Annotated in this window: 20 protein-coding genes and 1 tRNA gene; 12 read left to right on the forward strand and 9 right to left on the reverse strand. The window is 67.7% G+C overall.

What is annotated here, in order from left to right:
• Positions 1–29: 29 nt before the first annotated feature.
• Complete coding sequence (gene allE / locus ACFPN9_RS19710; protein ID WP_066721439.1) at positions 30–830, forward strand: (S)-ureidoglycine aminohydrolase; 801 nt, start codon at positions 30–32, stop codon at positions 828–830.
• Positions 831–851: 21 nt separating this feature from the next.
• On the opposite strand, the gene ACFPN9_RS19715 is transcribed toward allE, so the two are convergent.
• Together ACFPN9_RS19715 and ACFPN9_RS19720 are read right to left on the reverse strand one after the other, a co-directional pair.
• Entirely contained in the window at positions 852–1,154 is a 303-nt protein-coding gene (locus ACFPN9_RS19715; protein WP_066721437.1) for a type II toxin-antitoxin system RelE/ParE family toxin, read from the reverse strand.
• Positions 1,151–1,681 (reverse strand): CopG family ribbon-helix-helix protein, encoded by a 531-nt coding sequence (locus tag ACFPN9_RS19720; RefSeq protein ID WP_377817455.1) that lies wholly within the window; start codon positions 1,679–1,681, stop codon positions 1,151–1,153. Before ACFPN9_RS19720 ends, ACFPN9_RS19715 begins: the two co-directional genes overlap by 4 nt.
• Here ACFPN9_RS19720 and ACFPN9_RS19725 point away from each other — a divergent pair.
• Positions 1,665–3,821, forward strand: a complete 2,157-nt coding sequence (locus tag ACFPN9_RS19725; RefSeq protein ID WP_377817456.1) for a sodium-translocating pyrophosphatase — start codon at positions 1,665–1,667, stop codon at positions 3,819–3,821. The two genes, ACFPN9_RS19720 and ACFPN9_RS19725, sit on opposite strands and share 17 nt — an antisense overlap.
• A gap of 163 nt (positions 3,822–3,984) precedes the next feature.
• On the opposite strand, the gene ACFPN9_RS19730 is transcribed toward ACFPN9_RS19725, so the two are convergent.
• Entirely contained in the window at positions 3,985–4,479 is a 495-nt protein-coding gene (locus ACFPN9_RS19730; protein ID WP_245282482.1) for an outer membrane protein assembly factor BamE, read from the reverse strand.
• Positions 4,480–4,621: 142 nt separating this feature from the next.
• Here ACFPN9_RS19730 and ACFPN9_RS19735 point away from each other — a divergent pair, with 142 nt between their 5' ends.
• The 7 genes from ACFPN9_RS19735 (at position 4,622) to sugE (ending at position 9,363) form a co-directional block, all read left to right on the forward strand.
• Positions 4,622–5,155, forward strand: coding sequence for a ubiquinol-cytochrome C chaperone family protein (locus tag ACFPN9_RS19735; protein WP_066735609.1), 534 nt, complete (start codon positions 4,622–4,624; stop codon positions 5,153–5,155).
• Positions 5,155–5,712, forward strand: a complete 558-nt coding sequence (locus ACFPN9_RS19740) for a YceD family protein (protein ID WP_066735610.1) — start codon at positions 5,155–5,157, stop codon at positions 5,710–5,712. Before ACFPN9_RS19735 ends, ACFPN9_RS19740 begins: the two co-directional genes overlap by 1 nt.
• Before the next feature lie 115 nt (positions 5,713–5,827).
• Positions 5,828–6,919 (forward strand): phosphate acyltransferase PlsX, encoded by a 1,092-nt coding sequence (gene plsX, locus ACFPN9_RS19745; RefSeq protein WP_082733218.1) that lies wholly within the window; start codon positions 5,828–5,830, stop codon positions 6,917–6,919.
• A gap of 10 nt (positions 6,920–6,929) precedes the next feature.
• The gene (locus ACFPN9_RS19750) at positions 6,930–7,907 is read left to right on the forward strand and encodes a beta-ketoacyl-ACP synthase III (protein WP_066735616.1); all 978 of its coding nucleotides are present in this window, start codon (positions 6,930–6,932) and stop codon (positions 7,905–7,907) included.
• 190 nt (positions 7,908–8,097) lie between these two features.
• Positions 8,098–8,412, forward strand: coding sequence for an integration host factor subunit alpha (locus ACFPN9_RS19755; protein ID WP_066735618.1), 315 nt, complete (start codon positions 8,098–8,100; stop codon positions 8,410–8,412).
• 49 nt (positions 8,413–8,461) lie between these two features.
• Positions 8,462–8,929 carry a MerR family transcriptional regulator gene (locus ACFPN9_RS19760; protein WP_066735632.1) on the forward strand — a complete coding sequence of 156 codons (468 nt, stop codon included), beginning with the start codon at positions 8,462–8,464 and terminating at the stop codon, positions 8,927–8,929.
• 119 nt (positions 8,930–9,048) lie between these two features.
• Positions 9,049–9,363, forward strand: coding sequence for a quaternary ammonium compound efflux SMR transporter SugE (gene sugE, locus ACFPN9_RS19765; protein ID WP_066735621.1), 315 nt, complete (start codon positions 9,049–9,051; stop codon positions 9,361–9,363).
• A 10-nt stretch (positions 9,364–9,373) separates the two neighbouring features.
• Here the strand turns inward: sugE and ACFPN9_RS19770 are convergent, their stop codons facing one another.
• A complete protein-coding gene (locus tag ACFPN9_RS19770) occupies positions 9,374–9,544 on the reverse strand; it encodes a hypothetical protein (RefSeq protein ID WP_156449921.1) in 171 nt (56 codons plus the stop codon).
• Between the two features lie 173 nt (positions 9,545–9,717).
• On the opposite strand from ACFPN9_RS19770, the gene ACFPN9_RS19775 reads away from it, so the two are divergent.
• Entirely contained in the window at positions 9,718–10,221 is a 504-nt protein-coding gene (locus ACFPN9_RS19775; protein ID WP_377817457.1) for a YciE/YciF ferroxidase family protein, read from the forward strand.
• Between the two features lie 60 nt (positions 10,222–10,281).
• On the opposite strand, the gene ACFPN9_RS19780 is transcribed toward ACFPN9_RS19775, so the two are convergent.
• The 3 genes from ACFPN9_RS19780 to ACFPN9_RS19790 form a co-directional block, all read right to left on the reverse strand.
• Complete coding sequence (locus ACFPN9_RS19780; protein ID WP_156449922.1) at positions 10,282–10,425, reverse strand: hypothetical protein; 144 nt, start codon at positions 10,423–10,425, stop codon at positions 10,282–10,284.
• On the reverse strand, positions 10,422–11,438 hold the full coding sequence (locus tag ACFPN9_RS19785; protein ID WP_082735192.1) for a LysR family transcriptional regulator: 1,017 nt from the start codon (positions 11,436–11,438) through the stop codon (positions 10,422–10,424). Before ACFPN9_RS19785 ends, ACFPN9_RS19780 begins: the two co-directional genes overlap by 4 nt.
• Before the next feature lie 80 nt (positions 11,439–11,518).
• Positions 11,519–11,944 carry a DoxX family protein gene (locus tag ACFPN9_RS19790; protein ID WP_066734836.1) on the reverse strand — a complete coding sequence of 142 codons (426 nt, stop codon included), beginning with the start codon at positions 11,942–11,944 and terminating at the stop codon, positions 11,519–11,521.
• A 190-nt stretch (positions 11,945–12,134) separates the two neighbouring features.
• Here ACFPN9_RS19790 and ACFPN9_RS19795 point away from each other — a divergent pair, with 190 nt between their 5' ends.
• Both ACFPN9_RS19795 and ACFPN9_RS19800 read left to right on the forward strand, forming a co-directional pair.
• A complete protein-coding gene (locus tag ACFPN9_RS19795; RefSeq protein ID WP_377817458.1) occupies positions 12,135–13,067 on the forward strand; it encodes a ring-cleaving dioxygenase in 933 nt (310 codons plus the stop codon).
• A 66-nt stretch (positions 13,068–13,133) separates the two neighbouring features.
• The gene (locus tag ACFPN9_RS19800; RefSeq protein ID WP_377817459.1) at positions 13,134–13,751 is read left to right on the forward strand and encodes an alpha/beta hydrolase; all 618 of its coding nucleotides are present in this window, start codon (positions 13,134–13,136) and stop codon (positions 13,749–13,751) included.
• A 49-nt stretch (positions 13,752–13,800) separates the two neighbouring features.
• Here the strand turns inward: ACFPN9_RS19800 and ACFPN9_RS19805 are convergent, their stop codons facing one another.
• Positions 13,801–14,031 (reverse strand): hypothetical protein, encoded by a 231-nt coding sequence (locus ACFPN9_RS19805; protein ID WP_066735039.1) that lies wholly within the window; start codon positions 14,029–14,031, stop codon positions 13,801–13,803.
• Positions 14,032–14,389: 358 nt separating this feature from the next.
• Positions 14,390–14,467: transfer RNA gene (locus ACFPN9_RS19810), tRNA-Pro, on the reverse strand.
• Positions 14,468–14,685 lie beyond the last annotated feature (218 nt).

A 14,685-nucleotide genomic window follows, 5' to 3' on the forward strand; every position in this document is an offset into this window, starting at 1 on the left:
GCGGCGCCCTGCCGAGAGGAGATCCCGCCATGCGCCCCCACCAGATGCCCCAGGTCTCCGGCAGGCCTCCCGTCGGGGCGATCGGTCACAACCGCGGCGTGGTCGCGCGCAACTACGCCTTCATGCCGCCGGAGGGCGTCCTCATCAGCCGTCTGCCGCATCTTGAAAAAACGGTCGTGCGCATTCTCGCCGCGCCCGTGCTGGGGGCGGTCTTCGCGCAATATGTCTTCGAAATCGAGCCGGGGGGTGGCACACGCGCGCCCTTCGCTGAGGACGGTATTCAGCATTTCTACTACGGGCTGTCGGGCGAGGCCGCCTTTGCTGTGGCGGGCGGCACACCCGTCGCGTTCGGGAAGGGCAGCTTCGCCTATCTGCCGCCGGGCACGGCGTTCAGCCTGCGCAACGAGAGCGCTGCGCCCGTTCGCGTGCTCGCGCTGCGCAAGCGCTACGAGCCCGCGCCGGGGCTGGCCGTACCGGAGCCGATCCTCTCCCATCAGGATGCGATCCCGGTCACGAACCACACCGGCATGGAGGGGCGCGGTTTCCAGTTCCTGCTGCCCTATGGCGATCTGCGCTTCGATTTCGAGATGAACCTGATGTGGTTCAAGCCGGGAACCTGTTTTCCTGATGTCGAGACCCATGTGATGGAGCATGGGCTCTACATGCTGGTAGGGCAGGGGCTCTATTTCCTCGGGCAGGACTGGCACGAGATCTGGGCACAGGATTTCATCTGGATGGGCGGCTATTGCCCCCAGCAATTCTATCCGACCGGTTTCGAGCAGGCCTGCTACCTGCTCTACAAGAATGTCAATCGCGACGTGGCGCTCTGAGGCGAACGCCCACCGTGAATATCAGGCTTTGGGCCAGGCGCCGCTTGGCCAGTCCCGAGCGGTGTGGATCACCCGCAGAACGACGAGGCGCGCCTCGTCGGGGACCGCATAGGCGATGACGTAAGGCAGCCCACTGACGCTTTTCTCATAGGTGCCGGGAACGCGACCAGGCCGACCGGTCGGCCGAAGAGCGAGGGCGAGAGCGCTGCGTCCGATCGTGGCGGCAACCTCCCGCGCGGCGGCTGGACTGTCGCGAGCGATGTAGGCGACCGATTGATCGAGATCGTCGAGCGCGCTCACTGACCATTCGACCCGCCGGCTCATCCCTTCGCGCGCTCTGCGGCGACGATGGTCGCTTCCAGGCGGGCCATCGCGGTGTCATGCGGCGCCGTTTGTCCAGCCTTCAGATCGTCGAGACCGGCCTGGATTCCCTCGACGATGGCCATCTGCTGCGCGACATAGGCCTCGATCGCCTCGGCCGCGAGATAGGAATTCGTCCGGCGCGTCGCGGCCGCGATACGACCGAGCGCGTCCTTGGTGTCCTGGCTCAGGCGGATGGTCATGGTCACGCTGGTCATGATGGCTCCCTCCGCGACATGTACACAAGCTAGCACAATGTGCTCGAGCTCGCCACGGCCGGCAGATCGATCGCGCGTCTCATCGTCATCGCGTTTGCGCTTCCTTGCGAAACTTGCCACAAATTCGCCCGACACTGGCGACGCGAAGCGAGCCGACAAGTCTTTCGGCGCGATTTTCCTGAGCCTGGCGTCCAAAGCGGCAAAAGAGGAGCGACAGCGCTCCCGCTCGGTCGGAAGCTCAAGGTCAGGAAACCGAATGTCAGCCCTGCTCATCATCATCGTCTTAAGTGCATTATCGATCGCCTATGGCGTCTGGGCCTATGCCGACGTCATGAAGCGCGATGCCGGCAACCAGCGCATGCAGGAGATCGCGGCGGCGGTTGCAGAGGGGGCTCAGGCCTATCTGAAGCGGCAATACATCACCATCGGCATGGTCGGTGTCGTGCTCTTCGTCGCGCTCGCCTATCTGCTCGGCCAGTGGGTGGCGATCGGCTTCCTGATCGGCGCCGTGCTCTCAGGCGCGGCCGGCTTCATCGGCATGAACGTCTCGGTGCGCGCGAATGTCCGCACCGCGCAGGCGGCGATGCAGTCCCTCGGCGAGGGGCTCGACGTCGCCTTCAAGGCCGGCGCCGTCACCGGTCTGCTGGTCGCCGGCCTCGCCCTGCTCGGCGTCGCCGTCTATTACGGCGTCCTGACCTCGATGCTCGGCTTCTCGCCCTCGAGCCGCGTCGTCATCGATTCGCTCGTGGCGCTCGGGCTTGGCGCCTCGCTGATCTCGATCTTCGCCCGTCTCGGCGGCGGCATCTTCACCAAGGGCGCCGATGTCGGCGCCGATCTCGTCGGCAAGGTCGAGGCCGGCATTCCCGAGGACGATCCGCGCAACCCGGCCACCATCGCCGACAATGTCGGCGACAATGTCGGTGACTGCGCCGGCATGGCGGCCGACCTGTTCGAGACCTATGCGGTGACGCTGGTCGCCACGATGGTTCTGGCGGCGATCTTCTTCGCAGGGCAGGCCTCGCTCGGCGCGATGATGCTCTACCCGATGGCGATCGGCGCAGCCTGCATCGTGACCTCGATCATCGGCACCTTCTTCGTCAAGCTCGGCGCCAACCAGTCGATCATGGGCGCGCTCTACAAGGGCTTCATCGCCACCGGCGTGCTATCGATCGGCGCGATTGCGGCCGTCAACCAGTGGATGTTCGGCGGCTTCTCGGCCTCCTTCACCACGGTCCAGGGCGTCACCTTCACCTCGGGCGGGCTCTTCGCCTGCGCGCTGGTCGGCCTCGCCGTGACGCTGCTGATCGTCGTGATCACCGAATACTACACCGGCACCGGCAAGCGCCCGGTCGTCTCGATCGCCCAGGCCTCGGTCACCGGACACGGCACCAACGTCATCCAGGGCCTCGCGGTCTCTCTGGAATCGACCGCGCTGCCGACGATCGTGATCATCGCCGGCATCATCGTCGCCTATGGCCTCGCCGGCCTTTTCGGCATCGCCATCGCCACCACCGCCATGCTGGCGCTGGCGGGCGTCGTCGTGGCGCTCGACGCCTTCGGCCCGGTCACCGACAATGCCGGCGGCATCGCCGAGATGGCCGGCCTGCCCAAGGAGGTCCGCCACTCCACCGACGCGCTCGACGCCGTCGGCAATACCACCAAGGCGATCACCAAGGGCTATGCGATCGGCTCGGCCGGCCTCGGCGCGCTGGTGCTCTTCGCGGCTTACACCTCGGACCTCAACTTCTTCGTCGCCGAGGCCAACAAGGCGGGCGCGACCTCGTTCCAGTACTTCAAGGGCGTGGTCGTCGATTTCTCGCTGTCCAACCCTTACGTCGTCGTCGGCCTGCTGCTCGGCGGCCTGATCCCCTTCCTCTTCGCCGGCATGGGCATGACGGCGGTGGGACGCGCGGCGGGCTCCGTCGTCGAGGAGGTCCGGCGCCAGTTCAAGGAGAAGCCCGGCATCATGGACGGCACCGAGCGGCCCGATTACGGCCGGGCCGTCGACATGCTGACGCGGGCGGCGATCAAGGAGATGATCGTGCCGTCGCTGCTCCCGGTGCTCGCGCCGATCGTGACCTTCTTCGCGATCAACGCCATCGCCGGCAAGAACCAGGCCTTCGCGGCGGTCGGCGCCATGCTGATGGGCGTCATCGTCACCGGCATCTTCGTCGCGATCTCGATGACCTCGGGCGGCGGCGCCTGGGACAACGCCAAGAAGTCCTTCGAGGACGGCTTCGTCGACAAGGACGGGGTGCGCCACATGAAGGGCTCCGAGGCGCACAAGGCCTCGGTCACCGGCGATACCGTCGGCGACCCCTACAAGGACACGGCGGGCCCCGCCGTGAACCCGGCGATCAAGATCACCAACATCATCGCGCTGCTGTTGCTGGCGATCCTGGCTCATAGCTGAGCCGCGCGGCCCATCGTGATGACACCGACCCCGCGGAGCGATCCGCGGGGTTTTTCATGTTGCGTCTACCGGTTGGCTGTCACGCAGCGACCGGTTCGCCCCAAACAACAAAACCTGCGGGGCAGGCCGCGGGTTTTGTCTCGTCAAGTCCGGTGGAAGAGGCTCACGCCCCCAGCGGGTTGAAGCGGGTCACGCCGCGGAAGAGGTTGCGCAGGAAGCTCTGCTCCTCGCCGCCGGTCGCGGTGGTGCGGCTGATGAAGTCGAAGATGACGCCGTCCTGCAGGCCGTAATTGGCGATGCGCTCGACCTTGAAGCCCTTGTTGAAATAGACCACCAGCACCGTCTGGTCGACGACCGAGAGATCCTGGAACTGGAAGCGCCGGCGTACGGTCTGGCTGATGTAGTAGAAGGTCCGGTTCCCGACCGTCGAGGTCGTCGACGGCGTACCCAGGATCGACAGCACCTGCTGCACGTCCATGCCGACCTTGATCTGCGCGATCAGCGCGTCGTCGGCGACGAAGCCGCGCTTGAACTCCTCGTTCATCCCCGCCGAGGTGGCGAGCTTGAAGCCGCCGGCATTGGGGCCGCAGGCGCCCAGCGCCAGGGATGTCGTCGCGAGGAGGCCGATGAGGGCGGTGCGGCGGGAGACGGCGATCATGCGGAGGGCATCCAGTGGCGCTGCGGCAATGGGCCGAGGCCCGGGCCGCTTGTCAAACGGGTGAGGGTTGGCGTAACGCCCGAGCATGGCTTTGGCAAGGCGACGGACCTCTTCCGCGCCGCCGGCCAGGGATCGCAACGTCATGTTCGGATGGTTCGGCAAGCGCGAGAGCAGGACGGCGCCGGTCGATGCGGTCTTCGCCCGCATCGCCGAGGCGTCGCGCCGCCCCGCGCTCTATCTCCAGGGCGGCATCCCGGACAGCTTCGAGGGCCGCTTCGAATCGCTGACCCTGCATGTCTTCCTCGTCCTGCGCCGCCTGCGCGAGCTGCCCGCGCCGGCCGATGACCTGGCGCAGGATTTGGTCGATGCCAATTTCGCCTATCTCGAACTGGGCGTCCGCAATGGCGGCGTCAGCGACATCGCCGTGCCCAAGCGCATGAAGAAGATCGGCCAGATGTTCTATGGCCGCGTCCAGGCCTATGAGGCGGCGCTGGTTTCGCCCGAGCCATCCGCGCTCGACGAAGCCCTGCAGCGCAACGCGACCGCCGAGCGCGGCGGGGCGGCCTATCTCGCCACCTATGCCCGCAGCATCCAGGCCCGACTGGCGACGCTCGATATCGACGGTGTGCTGAACCACCCGGAGCCGTTTCCGCCGCCGGCGGAGGAGAATGCGTGATGACGTCCGAAGCCCTGCCGCCCCTTCCGTTGAGCCGGCCCGTCCGCGTCGACGCGATCAAGCTGCGCGGTACGCCGTTCGCGCTCGAAGCCGAGCCGCAGGAGAAGGCCGGCATCGCGACCATGCTCGATCTGCCCTCCGTCGAATCGCTCGAGGCGCGCTACATGTTGTCGCGCAGCGGCGAGCGCGTGAAGCTCGAGGGCACGATCAAGGCCGCCTTCCACCAGACCTGCACGGTCACGCTCGATCCGTTTCCGGTGACGCTGGAGGTGCCGCTGAAGCTCGATTTCGCGCCCGAGGAACCGGCCGAGCCGCGCCGGCGCGCCGCCGCCGACGACTCGGGCGAGATCGATATCGAGGTGCGGCTCAACGAGGACGATCCGCCCGAGCCCATCGTCGACGGCGCGATCGATCTCGGCGCCGTGACGCTCGAATTCCTCGCGCTGGCGCTCGATCCCTATCCCCGCAAGCCCGGGGCGGTTTTCGCAGAGCCTGCCCCGGAAGAGCCGCCGGAATCGCCGTTCGCCAAGCTGGCGCGGCTCAAGCGCGACAGCTGACGGCCCGTTCCCCCTCTCTGGAAGCTTGCGGCGGGCGCCCAAGTCGCTATTGTCCCGCCCGCATCGAGCCGCCCCGGACTGAAGGTCGGCCGCTCCTGGGATCAACCATCACTCCATGACACGACCGGTTACAATCGCGCTCGATGCGATGGGCGGAGACCATGGCCCTGCCATCGTCATCCCCGGCGCCGCGCTGACGCTGGAGCGTCGGCCCGATGCGCGTTTCGTCGTCTTCGGGGACGAGGGCGAAGTCCTGCCGCTGCTCGACCAGCACCCTGCTTTGAAGGCCGTCACCACCTTCCACCACACCGAGGTCTCGGTGAAGATGGACGACAAGCCGAGCCAGGCGCTGCGCTACGGCCGCTACAAATCCTCGATGTGGCGCGCCATCGACGCCACCAAGACCGGCGAGGCCGACGTCACGGTCTCGGCCGGCAACACCGGCGCGCTGATGGCGATGTCGAAATTCTGCCTGAAGTCGATGCCCGAGGTCGACCGGCCGGCGATCGCCTGCCTCTGGCCGACGGTGCGCGGCGAGAGCGTCGTGCTCGATGTCGGGGCGACCATCGGCGCCGATGCCCGCCATCTCGTCGATCTCGCCGTGATGGGCGCAGCCATGGCCCGCGTGATCTTCGATCTCGACCGCCCGACGGTCGGCCTGCTGAATGTCGGTGTCGAGGAGATCAAGGGCGTCGAGGCGGTCAAGGAGGCGGGGCGCATCCTGCGCGAGCTGAACCTGCCGCATCTCAGCTATCACGGCTTCGTCGAGGGCGACGATCTCGGCAAGGGCACGGTCGATGTCGTCGTCACCGAAGGCTTCACCGGAAACATCGCGCTGAAGACGGCCGAGGGGACCGCCCGCCAGATCAGCTCCTATCTGAAGGCTGCGATGGGTCGCTCGCTGATGGCCAAGATCGGCTATCTCTTTGCGCGCGGCGCCTTCGCCGCCCTGAAGGACAAGATGGATCCGCGCAAGGTCAATGGCGGCGTGTTCCTCGGCCTCGAGGGGATCGTCATCAAGAGCCATGGCGGCACCGACGCCGTCGGCTTCGCCAGCGCCACCGAGCTCGGCTACGAAATGGCCCGGGAGAACCTGATGGCCAAGGTCCGCGAAATGGTCGCGGCATCGGCCCGCCAGGAAGCGTCCGCGCGCCAGGAGGCGTCCGCCCAGCAGGAGGCCGCGGCACGGTCAGCCGCGGCCCATTGAGGACACCGGTTTGTCGATTTTGCGTTCATGTATCGCGGGCTGCGGCTCCTATCTGCCCGCGCGCATCGTCACCAATGCCGAACTCGCCCAGCGCGTCGACACCACCGACGAGTGGATCATCCAGCGCACCGGCATTCGTCAGCGCCATGTCGCGGCCGAGGACGAGACGACCTCGATCATCGGGCTGAAGGCCGCGCAGGCGGCGCTGGCCGATGCCGGCATGGAGCCGGCCGAGATCGACCTGATCATCGTCGCGACCGCGACGCCCGACCACACCTTTCCCGCGACCGCGACGCAGATCCAGGCCGCGCTCGGCATTGCCGGCGGGGTCGCCTTCGATCTCCAGGCGGTTTGCTCCGGCTTCGTCTTCGCGCTCGCGACGGCGGACAAGTTTCTCAGCACCGGCGCGGCCAAAACCGCGCTCGTGATCGGCGCCGAGACCTTCTCGCGCATCCTCGACTGGGAGGACCGCACCACCTGCGTGCTCTTCGGCGACGGGGCGGGGGCGGTCGTGCTCAGGGCCGAGCCGGGCGAGGGCACGCTGGCCGATCGCGGCGTGCTCGCGACGCATATCCGCTCCGACGGCCGCTACAAGGACAAGCTCTATGTCGATGGCGGGCCGGGCTCGACCAAGACGGTCGGCTTCCTGCGCATGGAAGGCAAGGAGGTCTTCCGCCACGCGGTCCAGAACCTCGCCGACACGGTGCGCCACACCTTCGCGGAGACCGGGCTGAGCGGCGCCGACATCGACTGGTTCGTGCCGCACCAGGCCAATCGGCGCATCATCGACGCCACCGCCGACAAGCTCGGCATCGGCCATGACCGCGTCGTCGTCACGGTCGACCGGCACGGCAACACCTCGGCGGCCTCGATCCCGCTGGCTTTGTCCGAGGCGCATCGCGACGGCCGCATCCGCCGCGGGCAGCTCGTTCTGATCGAGGCCATGGGCGGCGGTTTCACCTGGGGGTCGGCCTTGATCCGGTGGTGACCAACGACAGCGAGAAAACTGTCATATTTTCCGGATTTTCTCGCGGTTTCAGCTGAATTTCAGCGTCACGGCGTTTCGGCGCCTGTTCGAGCATTGACCCGGCTGCGGGCTGCGCCTAGCGTTCATCGTCCGGAATGGCGAAAGGCAGGTGGCAGACCCGCCGGCCGAGATAACGCCTTGGAGGATGTGGATGGCGGGGCACACGGTTACGCGGGCGGACCTCTGCGAGGCGGTGTATCAGAAGATCGGCCTCTCGCGGACGGAGTCGTCCAAGCTCGTCGAGGCGGTGCTCGACGAGATCTGCGACGCGGTGGCGCGCGGCGAGAACGTCAAGCTCTCTTCCTTCGGTTCCTTCGTCGTGCGCGACAAGGGCGAGCGAATCGGGCGTAATCCCAAGACGGGCGTGGAAGTGCCGATCGAGCCGCGCCGCGTGATGGTGTTCAAGCCTTCGAATGTGATGAAGGCGCGGATCAACGGACAGACGAGCGAGAGCGAAGACGCGTGAGCCGAAATCAGTGAGCCTGGAGTTCCACACCGGCGAGACAGAGGCCGACATGGACACCAAGAGCCCGGATGCCTTCCGCACCATCAGCGAGGTCGCTGAAGACCTCGATATTCCCCAGCATGTCCTGCGCTTCTGGGAGACGCGCTTTCCCCAGATCAAGCCGCTGAAGCGCGGCGGCGGCCGGCGCTATTATCGCCCGGACGATGTCGCCCTGCTCAAGGGCATCCGCCGCCTGCTCTACGGCGAGGGCTACACGATCAAGGGCCTGCAGCGGATCCTGAAGGAACAGGGGCCTCGCCATGTCCAGGCCATCGGCCGCGGTGCGCCGATCGGGCCGCCGCCGGCGGGAGCCGCCAAGGCGCGCGAAGGCGTCGGAGCTCAAGCGGCGCAGCCCGGCCGCGCGCCGGTACCGCCCGGGCTCGACGACATCACCCTGCTCACCGCCGTCCTGGCCGAACTCGGCGAGTGCAAGCGCATCCTCGACCGCGCTTTGCAGCCGCCGGCGGAACTCGCCTGACGCCGCCGGTTGAAAGCGCCTGGCCCCTGTCCTAGATCGGGAGCGGGGACGACCCCGGCGCGACGGCGCCTGTCTGGTCCGGCGTGGACGACCTCGCCATTTCGACGCGGAGCGCCGTCATGGCCTGGCTCTATCTTTTCATCGCGGGTCTGTTCGAGGTCGGTTGGGCGATCGGCCTGAAATATACGCAGGGCTTCACCCGCCTCGTTCCAACCGTGCTGACGCTCGCCAGCATGGCGGTCAGCCTCGGCCTGCTCGGGCTGGCGCTCAAGAGCCTCCCGGTCGGCACCGCCTATGCGGTCTGGACCGGCATCGGCACGGTCGGCACGGCCATCCTCGGCATCGTCCTGCTCGGCGAGCCTGCGACGGCGCTACGGCTGGCCTGCATCGGTCTGATCGTGGCGGGCATCGTCGGTCTCAAGCTCGTCGCCTGAGCGCGCGGCATCACTGCCGGCGCCACTCCGCCGGCCAGTAGCCGCCACGCTCAAGCGCGACGATGAGGACGATGACCGCGAGCGTCACCGCCAGCGTCATCAGCCGGGCGTTCCAGGGCGTGCCGCGGCCGATCAGCCAGATCAGCGTCAGGCCGATCATCAGGGGTATGATCATCTCCATGGCGGGAGCCTAGAGGAAGCAGCCGCGCCGCGAAACCCGGGCCGCACCGCCTGGGGGCCTCCGCGAGCGGAACACATGGCCGGCGCGCACGTTCGTTCGACAGGAGCGGCGCATCCGGTGCCCGGCGGCGCCGCACGCTCTTTCCGACGATCCCGAAACCGCAGGAGACCGCCATGGGACTGTTTTCCAAGGACATCAAGACGATGGACGACCTCTTCGTCCATCAGCTCCAGGACATCTACTACGCCGAGAAGCAGATCCATAAGGCGCTGCCGAAGATGATCGAGAAGGCGACGGATCCGACCCTCAAGCAGGGGCTGACGGCGCACCGCACCGAGACCGAAGGCCATATCGCCCGGCTCGAGCAGGTCTTCAAGCAGCATGGCGCCGAGGTGAAGGCGGTCGACTGCCCGGCCATCGACGGCATCCTGAAGGAGGCCGACGAGGTCGTGGGCGAGGTCGCCGACAAGCGGGTGCTCGACGCCGCCATCGTCGCCGCCGCGCAGGCGGTCGAGCATTACGAGATCACGCGCTACGGCACGCTGACGGCCTGGGCCAAGCAGCTCGGCCGCGAGGACTGTGCCGCCCTGCTGCAGCAGAACCTCGACGAGGAACATGCTGCCGACGAGAAGCTGACCAAGCTCGCCGAGACCGGGATCAACCGCAAGGCGGCCTGATCCGGCTCTTGCCGACCTCGGAACGACCCGCGACGGAACCCCGTCGCGGGTCGTTCCGCGTCAGGTCGGATTGCCCGGATCGCCGGGCGGCACCTTCGGTGGCTTGTCTCCGAAGCGGCCGCGCGCCCAGTAGCCGGCCAAGGCGAGGCCGGGCGGGATCGACAGCAGCAGAAGCCAGGTCAGGCCGTTCAGCTCGCCGCTCATGCCGCCGGAGCCTGCGAACCGTGCTCGCCGTCTGCATGGCGCGGCGACAGCGGGAACTCTCCTTCGATGAGCGGCTTCATCCGCCCGAGCTCGCCGGCCATGTAGTCGAGAAAGAGGCGCACGCGGGGCGAATGGCGCAGATCCGGATGGGTCAGCAGCCAGAGATCGGCACCGAGCCCGTCATCGGGCGGGGCCAGCCGCGTCAGAGCCGGCTTCCGGTCGGCGATGAAGCAGGGCAGGAAGCCGATGCCGATGCCGGCCTCGACGGCTTCCGCCTGTCCCAGCACCGTATTGACCTTGTAGACGATCCGCTCCGGCGCGACATGTTGCGCCAGATAGCGTACGGCCTTCAGCCCGGAGAAGCTGTCGCCCAGCGAGACCCAGGCGCGCTGCCAGAGGCTTTCGATGGGGACGGGCTCGGCGCCGGTGAAATCGACGGCTCGGCCATAAAGCGCCCAGGCGATCCGGGCCGCCTTCCGGCCGACCAGCGTCTCCGGCGGATTGTCGGTAGCGCGGATGGCGACATCGGCATCGCGCTTCGAGAGGTTCAGCGCCTGGTTGCTGAGCAGCACGTCGAGCCGGATGTCGGGACACTGGCCGAGGAAACCGGCGAAGACGGGCGTCAGCAGGTCGACCAGCAGCGTGTCATTGGTGGTGACGCGCAGATCGCCCGCGGGCTTGATCTCCTGGCCGGCGAGCTTGAGGGCGAAGGCGCTGATGTCGCTGTCGACGCGCTCGGCGAGCTGCGCCATCTCATCGCCGGCCGGCGTCGCGACATAGCCGCTGCGATGGCGCTCGAAGAGCCTGACGCCGAGCGCCTGCTCGATCTGGCCGAGACGTCGGAACACGGTCGAATGGTTGAGGCCGAGCGCAGCGGCGGCAGCCGGGAGGGCGCGGCGCTCCGCGATCGCCTTGATCAGGCGGAAATCGTCCCAGGCGAGGGTCTGCGGGCCGGTGCGCGGGCCGGCGGCGGAGGGGGACTTGGCGGAGGGGGGCTTGGCGAAAGCAGGCATCGCCGCACTCTCCGACAGGACATCGCCGCCTTCAAGGCCGGGAGGCCTTGAAGGCGGCGAGGGGTTCGCGGCGGGCGGCGTCAGGCGGCGGCGGGGGTGCCGAGGGCCGGCAGCCGGGCAGACTTCAGGGCCAGCGCGCCGTCGCCGAGCAGGCCATGGGCGAGGGCGGTCAGGGCCAGGAAGGCCGGATATTCCCAGCCGCCATTCGGCGCATTGAAGACCCAGCCATTCGGAGCGTGGACGAAGAGTGCGCCGAGCAGGATCGGCAGCAGCAGCAGCGAGACATAGCGGCCGTAGAAGCCGACGAGGATCGCGAGGCCGCCGATGAGTTCGGCCAGGATGATCGGCCAGGCGAGGAACGATGGCAGGCCGACCTGCCCGAGGAAGCCGGCGAAACCGGCCGGGGTGAAGATCGCGATCTTCAGATAGGCATGGGCGATGAACATCAGGCCGAGCGCGATGCGAAGGCCGAGCGCGGCATAGGGAGCGAGGCGTGTGTCGATCATGGGGGCAGTCTCCTGAACGGGACCGGGCTGGTCTCGCCCCAAGAGATCGCTCTCGCATCGACGCAATGCAAATGGCTTGATCTCAATGTCGACATTGCGAATGAGCAATGGTGTTGCGCTGGCTTTTCGGCGCCGTCGGTCCAATCTCAGCGGCAACGGGGCGCCGCCCCGGTTCGAAAGGACCACCGCCATGCAGATCAACGGCATTCATCACGTCACGGCGATCGCCGGTCCGGCCCGCCGCAATCTCGAGTTCTATGGCCGCGTGCTCGGCCTGCGCCTCGTCAAGAAGACCGTCAATTTCGACGATCCGGGCACCTATCACCTCTATTACGGTGATGCCGCCGCGGCGCCGGGCTCGATCCTGACCTTCTTCCCCTGGGAGCATGCGGCTCAGGGCCGCCTCGGTGTCGGCGAGACGCAGGAGACGGTCTTCCGCGTGCCGGAGGGCGCGATCGGCTACTGGGCCCATCGCCTCGTCGAGCACGGCGTGCCCCATGACGTGCCGGTGAAGCGCTTCGGCGAAACCGTGCTGGCCTTCCGCGATCCCGACGGGATGCGGCTTTCGGTCGTCGGTGTGCCCGGCATCGAGGCCGAGCCTGCCTGGGCCGAGGGCGGCATCCCGGTCGAGCATGCGATCCGTGGTTTCCACGGCGTCAGCCTGCTCGTCGCCGATGCGGCGCCGACCGGGGCGATCCTCAGCGATGTCTTCGGGTTCCGCGAGATCGGTCGCGAGGAGACGCTGGTGCGCTACCGCGCTGACGGCGCGCCGATGGGCGATGTCGTCGACCTCCGCGTCGCCGGCGGCTTCCTGCCGGCGCGGCAGGGCGCGGGCTCGGTTCACCACATCGCCTTCCGCGCGGCCGACGACGCGGCGCAGGAGGAGATGGTCCGCAAGCTCGCGGAGAACCACGGCATCCGCACGACGGAGCAGCGCGACCGGAACTATTTCCGCTCCGTCTACTTCCGCGAGCCCGGCCATGTGCTCTTCGAGATCGCGACCGACGTGCCGGGCTTCGCCGTGGACGAGCCGGCCGACAGCCTCGGCCAGGCGCTGAAGCTGCCGCCGGGTCTCGAGGCGCAGCGTGCCCGCATCGAGGCCGTGCTGCCCGCTCTCGCCTGATCGCCACCCTGCTCCGCCTTCGGGCGGGGCAGGGCGGTGTCACCGCTCTCGAAAGGAGGATGTCCGATGGACACCACCGCCACCACCGACTTCGTCCACATCTACGAGCCCGGCTCCGATGCCGCCCGGTCGCCGCTCCTCCTGCTGCATGGCACCGGCGGCGACGAGCGCGACCTGCTCGGCCTCGGCCGGGCGGTGGCGCCAGGCGCGACCCTACTCTCGCCGCGCGGCAAGGTGCTCGAAGGCCCGATGCCGCGCTTCTTCCGGCGTTTGTCCGAGGGCGTGTTCGACGAGGACGACCTGCATCGGCGCACCCATGAACTCGCCGATTTCGTCGAGACGGCGCGGGAGCGCTACGGCCTCGCCCAGCCGGTCGCGCTCGGCTTTTCGAACGGCGCCAACATCGCAGCCAGCCTTCTGCTGCTGCGGCCGCAGGTGCTGGCCGGAGCGGCGCTGCTGCGGGCGATGTCGCCTTTCGCGGAGCCGCCCGAGGCGGATCTCAGCGGCAAGCGGGTGCTGATCCTCTCCGGTGCGATGGACCCGATCGTTCCGGCCGCCGATGTCGGGCGGCTAGCCAGGACGCTGTCGGACAATGGGGCGAGCGTCGATCATCGCACGCTGCCGGCGGGCCATGGCCTGTCCCAGGCGGACATCAACCTGCTCGCAGGCTGGTTTGCCGCCTGAGCGGCGAGCGCGACGACAAAGGGCGGCGTCGCGCGCCGCCCTTGATCGCTCAGGCCGACGGCGCCGCCGCCTTGCGCCGCGGCGTCTTCGGCGCGGGCGGTGCCGGCGGCGGCTCGGCGGCCTGCTTGGCCAGCCGCTGGGCGCGCAGCGCCTCGATCTTCTTGCGAGCGGCAGCCTCCTCGGCGGCGATGCGTCCGCTCGACTTCTGCTTCTCGCGCGGTGCCTCCTGCACGGTGTTGACGTCGTGCCAGGCGCGCGGTCCCCGGTTGTCCCCTACCATCGTTCTCGTCCTTCTCTCGCACGCTGATGGCAGAGCTTACCTGCGATTGCGTCGGGATACGAGCGACGTCGCAGGGTTTTGACGGCAGAGGCCCTGAAAACTCGGCTTAGTTCAGCAGTGGCAACGCGATCGCCATGGCGATCGTCAGCACCATGACCATCCGCAGCAGGACCGCTTTTTGGCCTGAGACGCCAAACGAGACGGAACGCGGGGACGCAGGCATGGCGACGGGCTCCGGCGAAGCAGAGCGCTAACGTTTCGTCATTTCCATGACGCTGCAAGAGCAGGGTCGCTGCGAGCCTGTGGACAAACCGGATCACGGCCGACCGCGAGGAGGGGGAAGCGGATCGGCAAAAAATGGTCGGAGCGAGAGGATTCGAACCTCCGACCCCTTGTCCCCCAGACAAGTGCGCTAACCGGGCTGCGCTACGCTCCGACGGGTCGGCTTATAGTGGCGGTGTTCCGCGGATGCAATCCGCTTGCGTCGGTTGTTTTGGGGCGCGACCCGTCATTCGTTCCGCACCTTTGCCGAGGCTGGCCGAAACCGGCCGATGTCAGGGCCCATTAACTGTCGAAACACTCGGTGATTGCGGTTATCGGGGCAGATCAGCATTGTTTTGAGCGTTCCCCAAGGGTCGAGCAGGCGGAGAAGAC

The organism is Allobosea massiliensis, assembly GCF_042655245.1.
Taxonomy (GTDB): domain Bacteria; phylum Pseudomonadota; class Alphaproteobacteria; order Rhizobiales; family Beijerinckiaceae; genus Allobosea; species Allobosea massiliensis.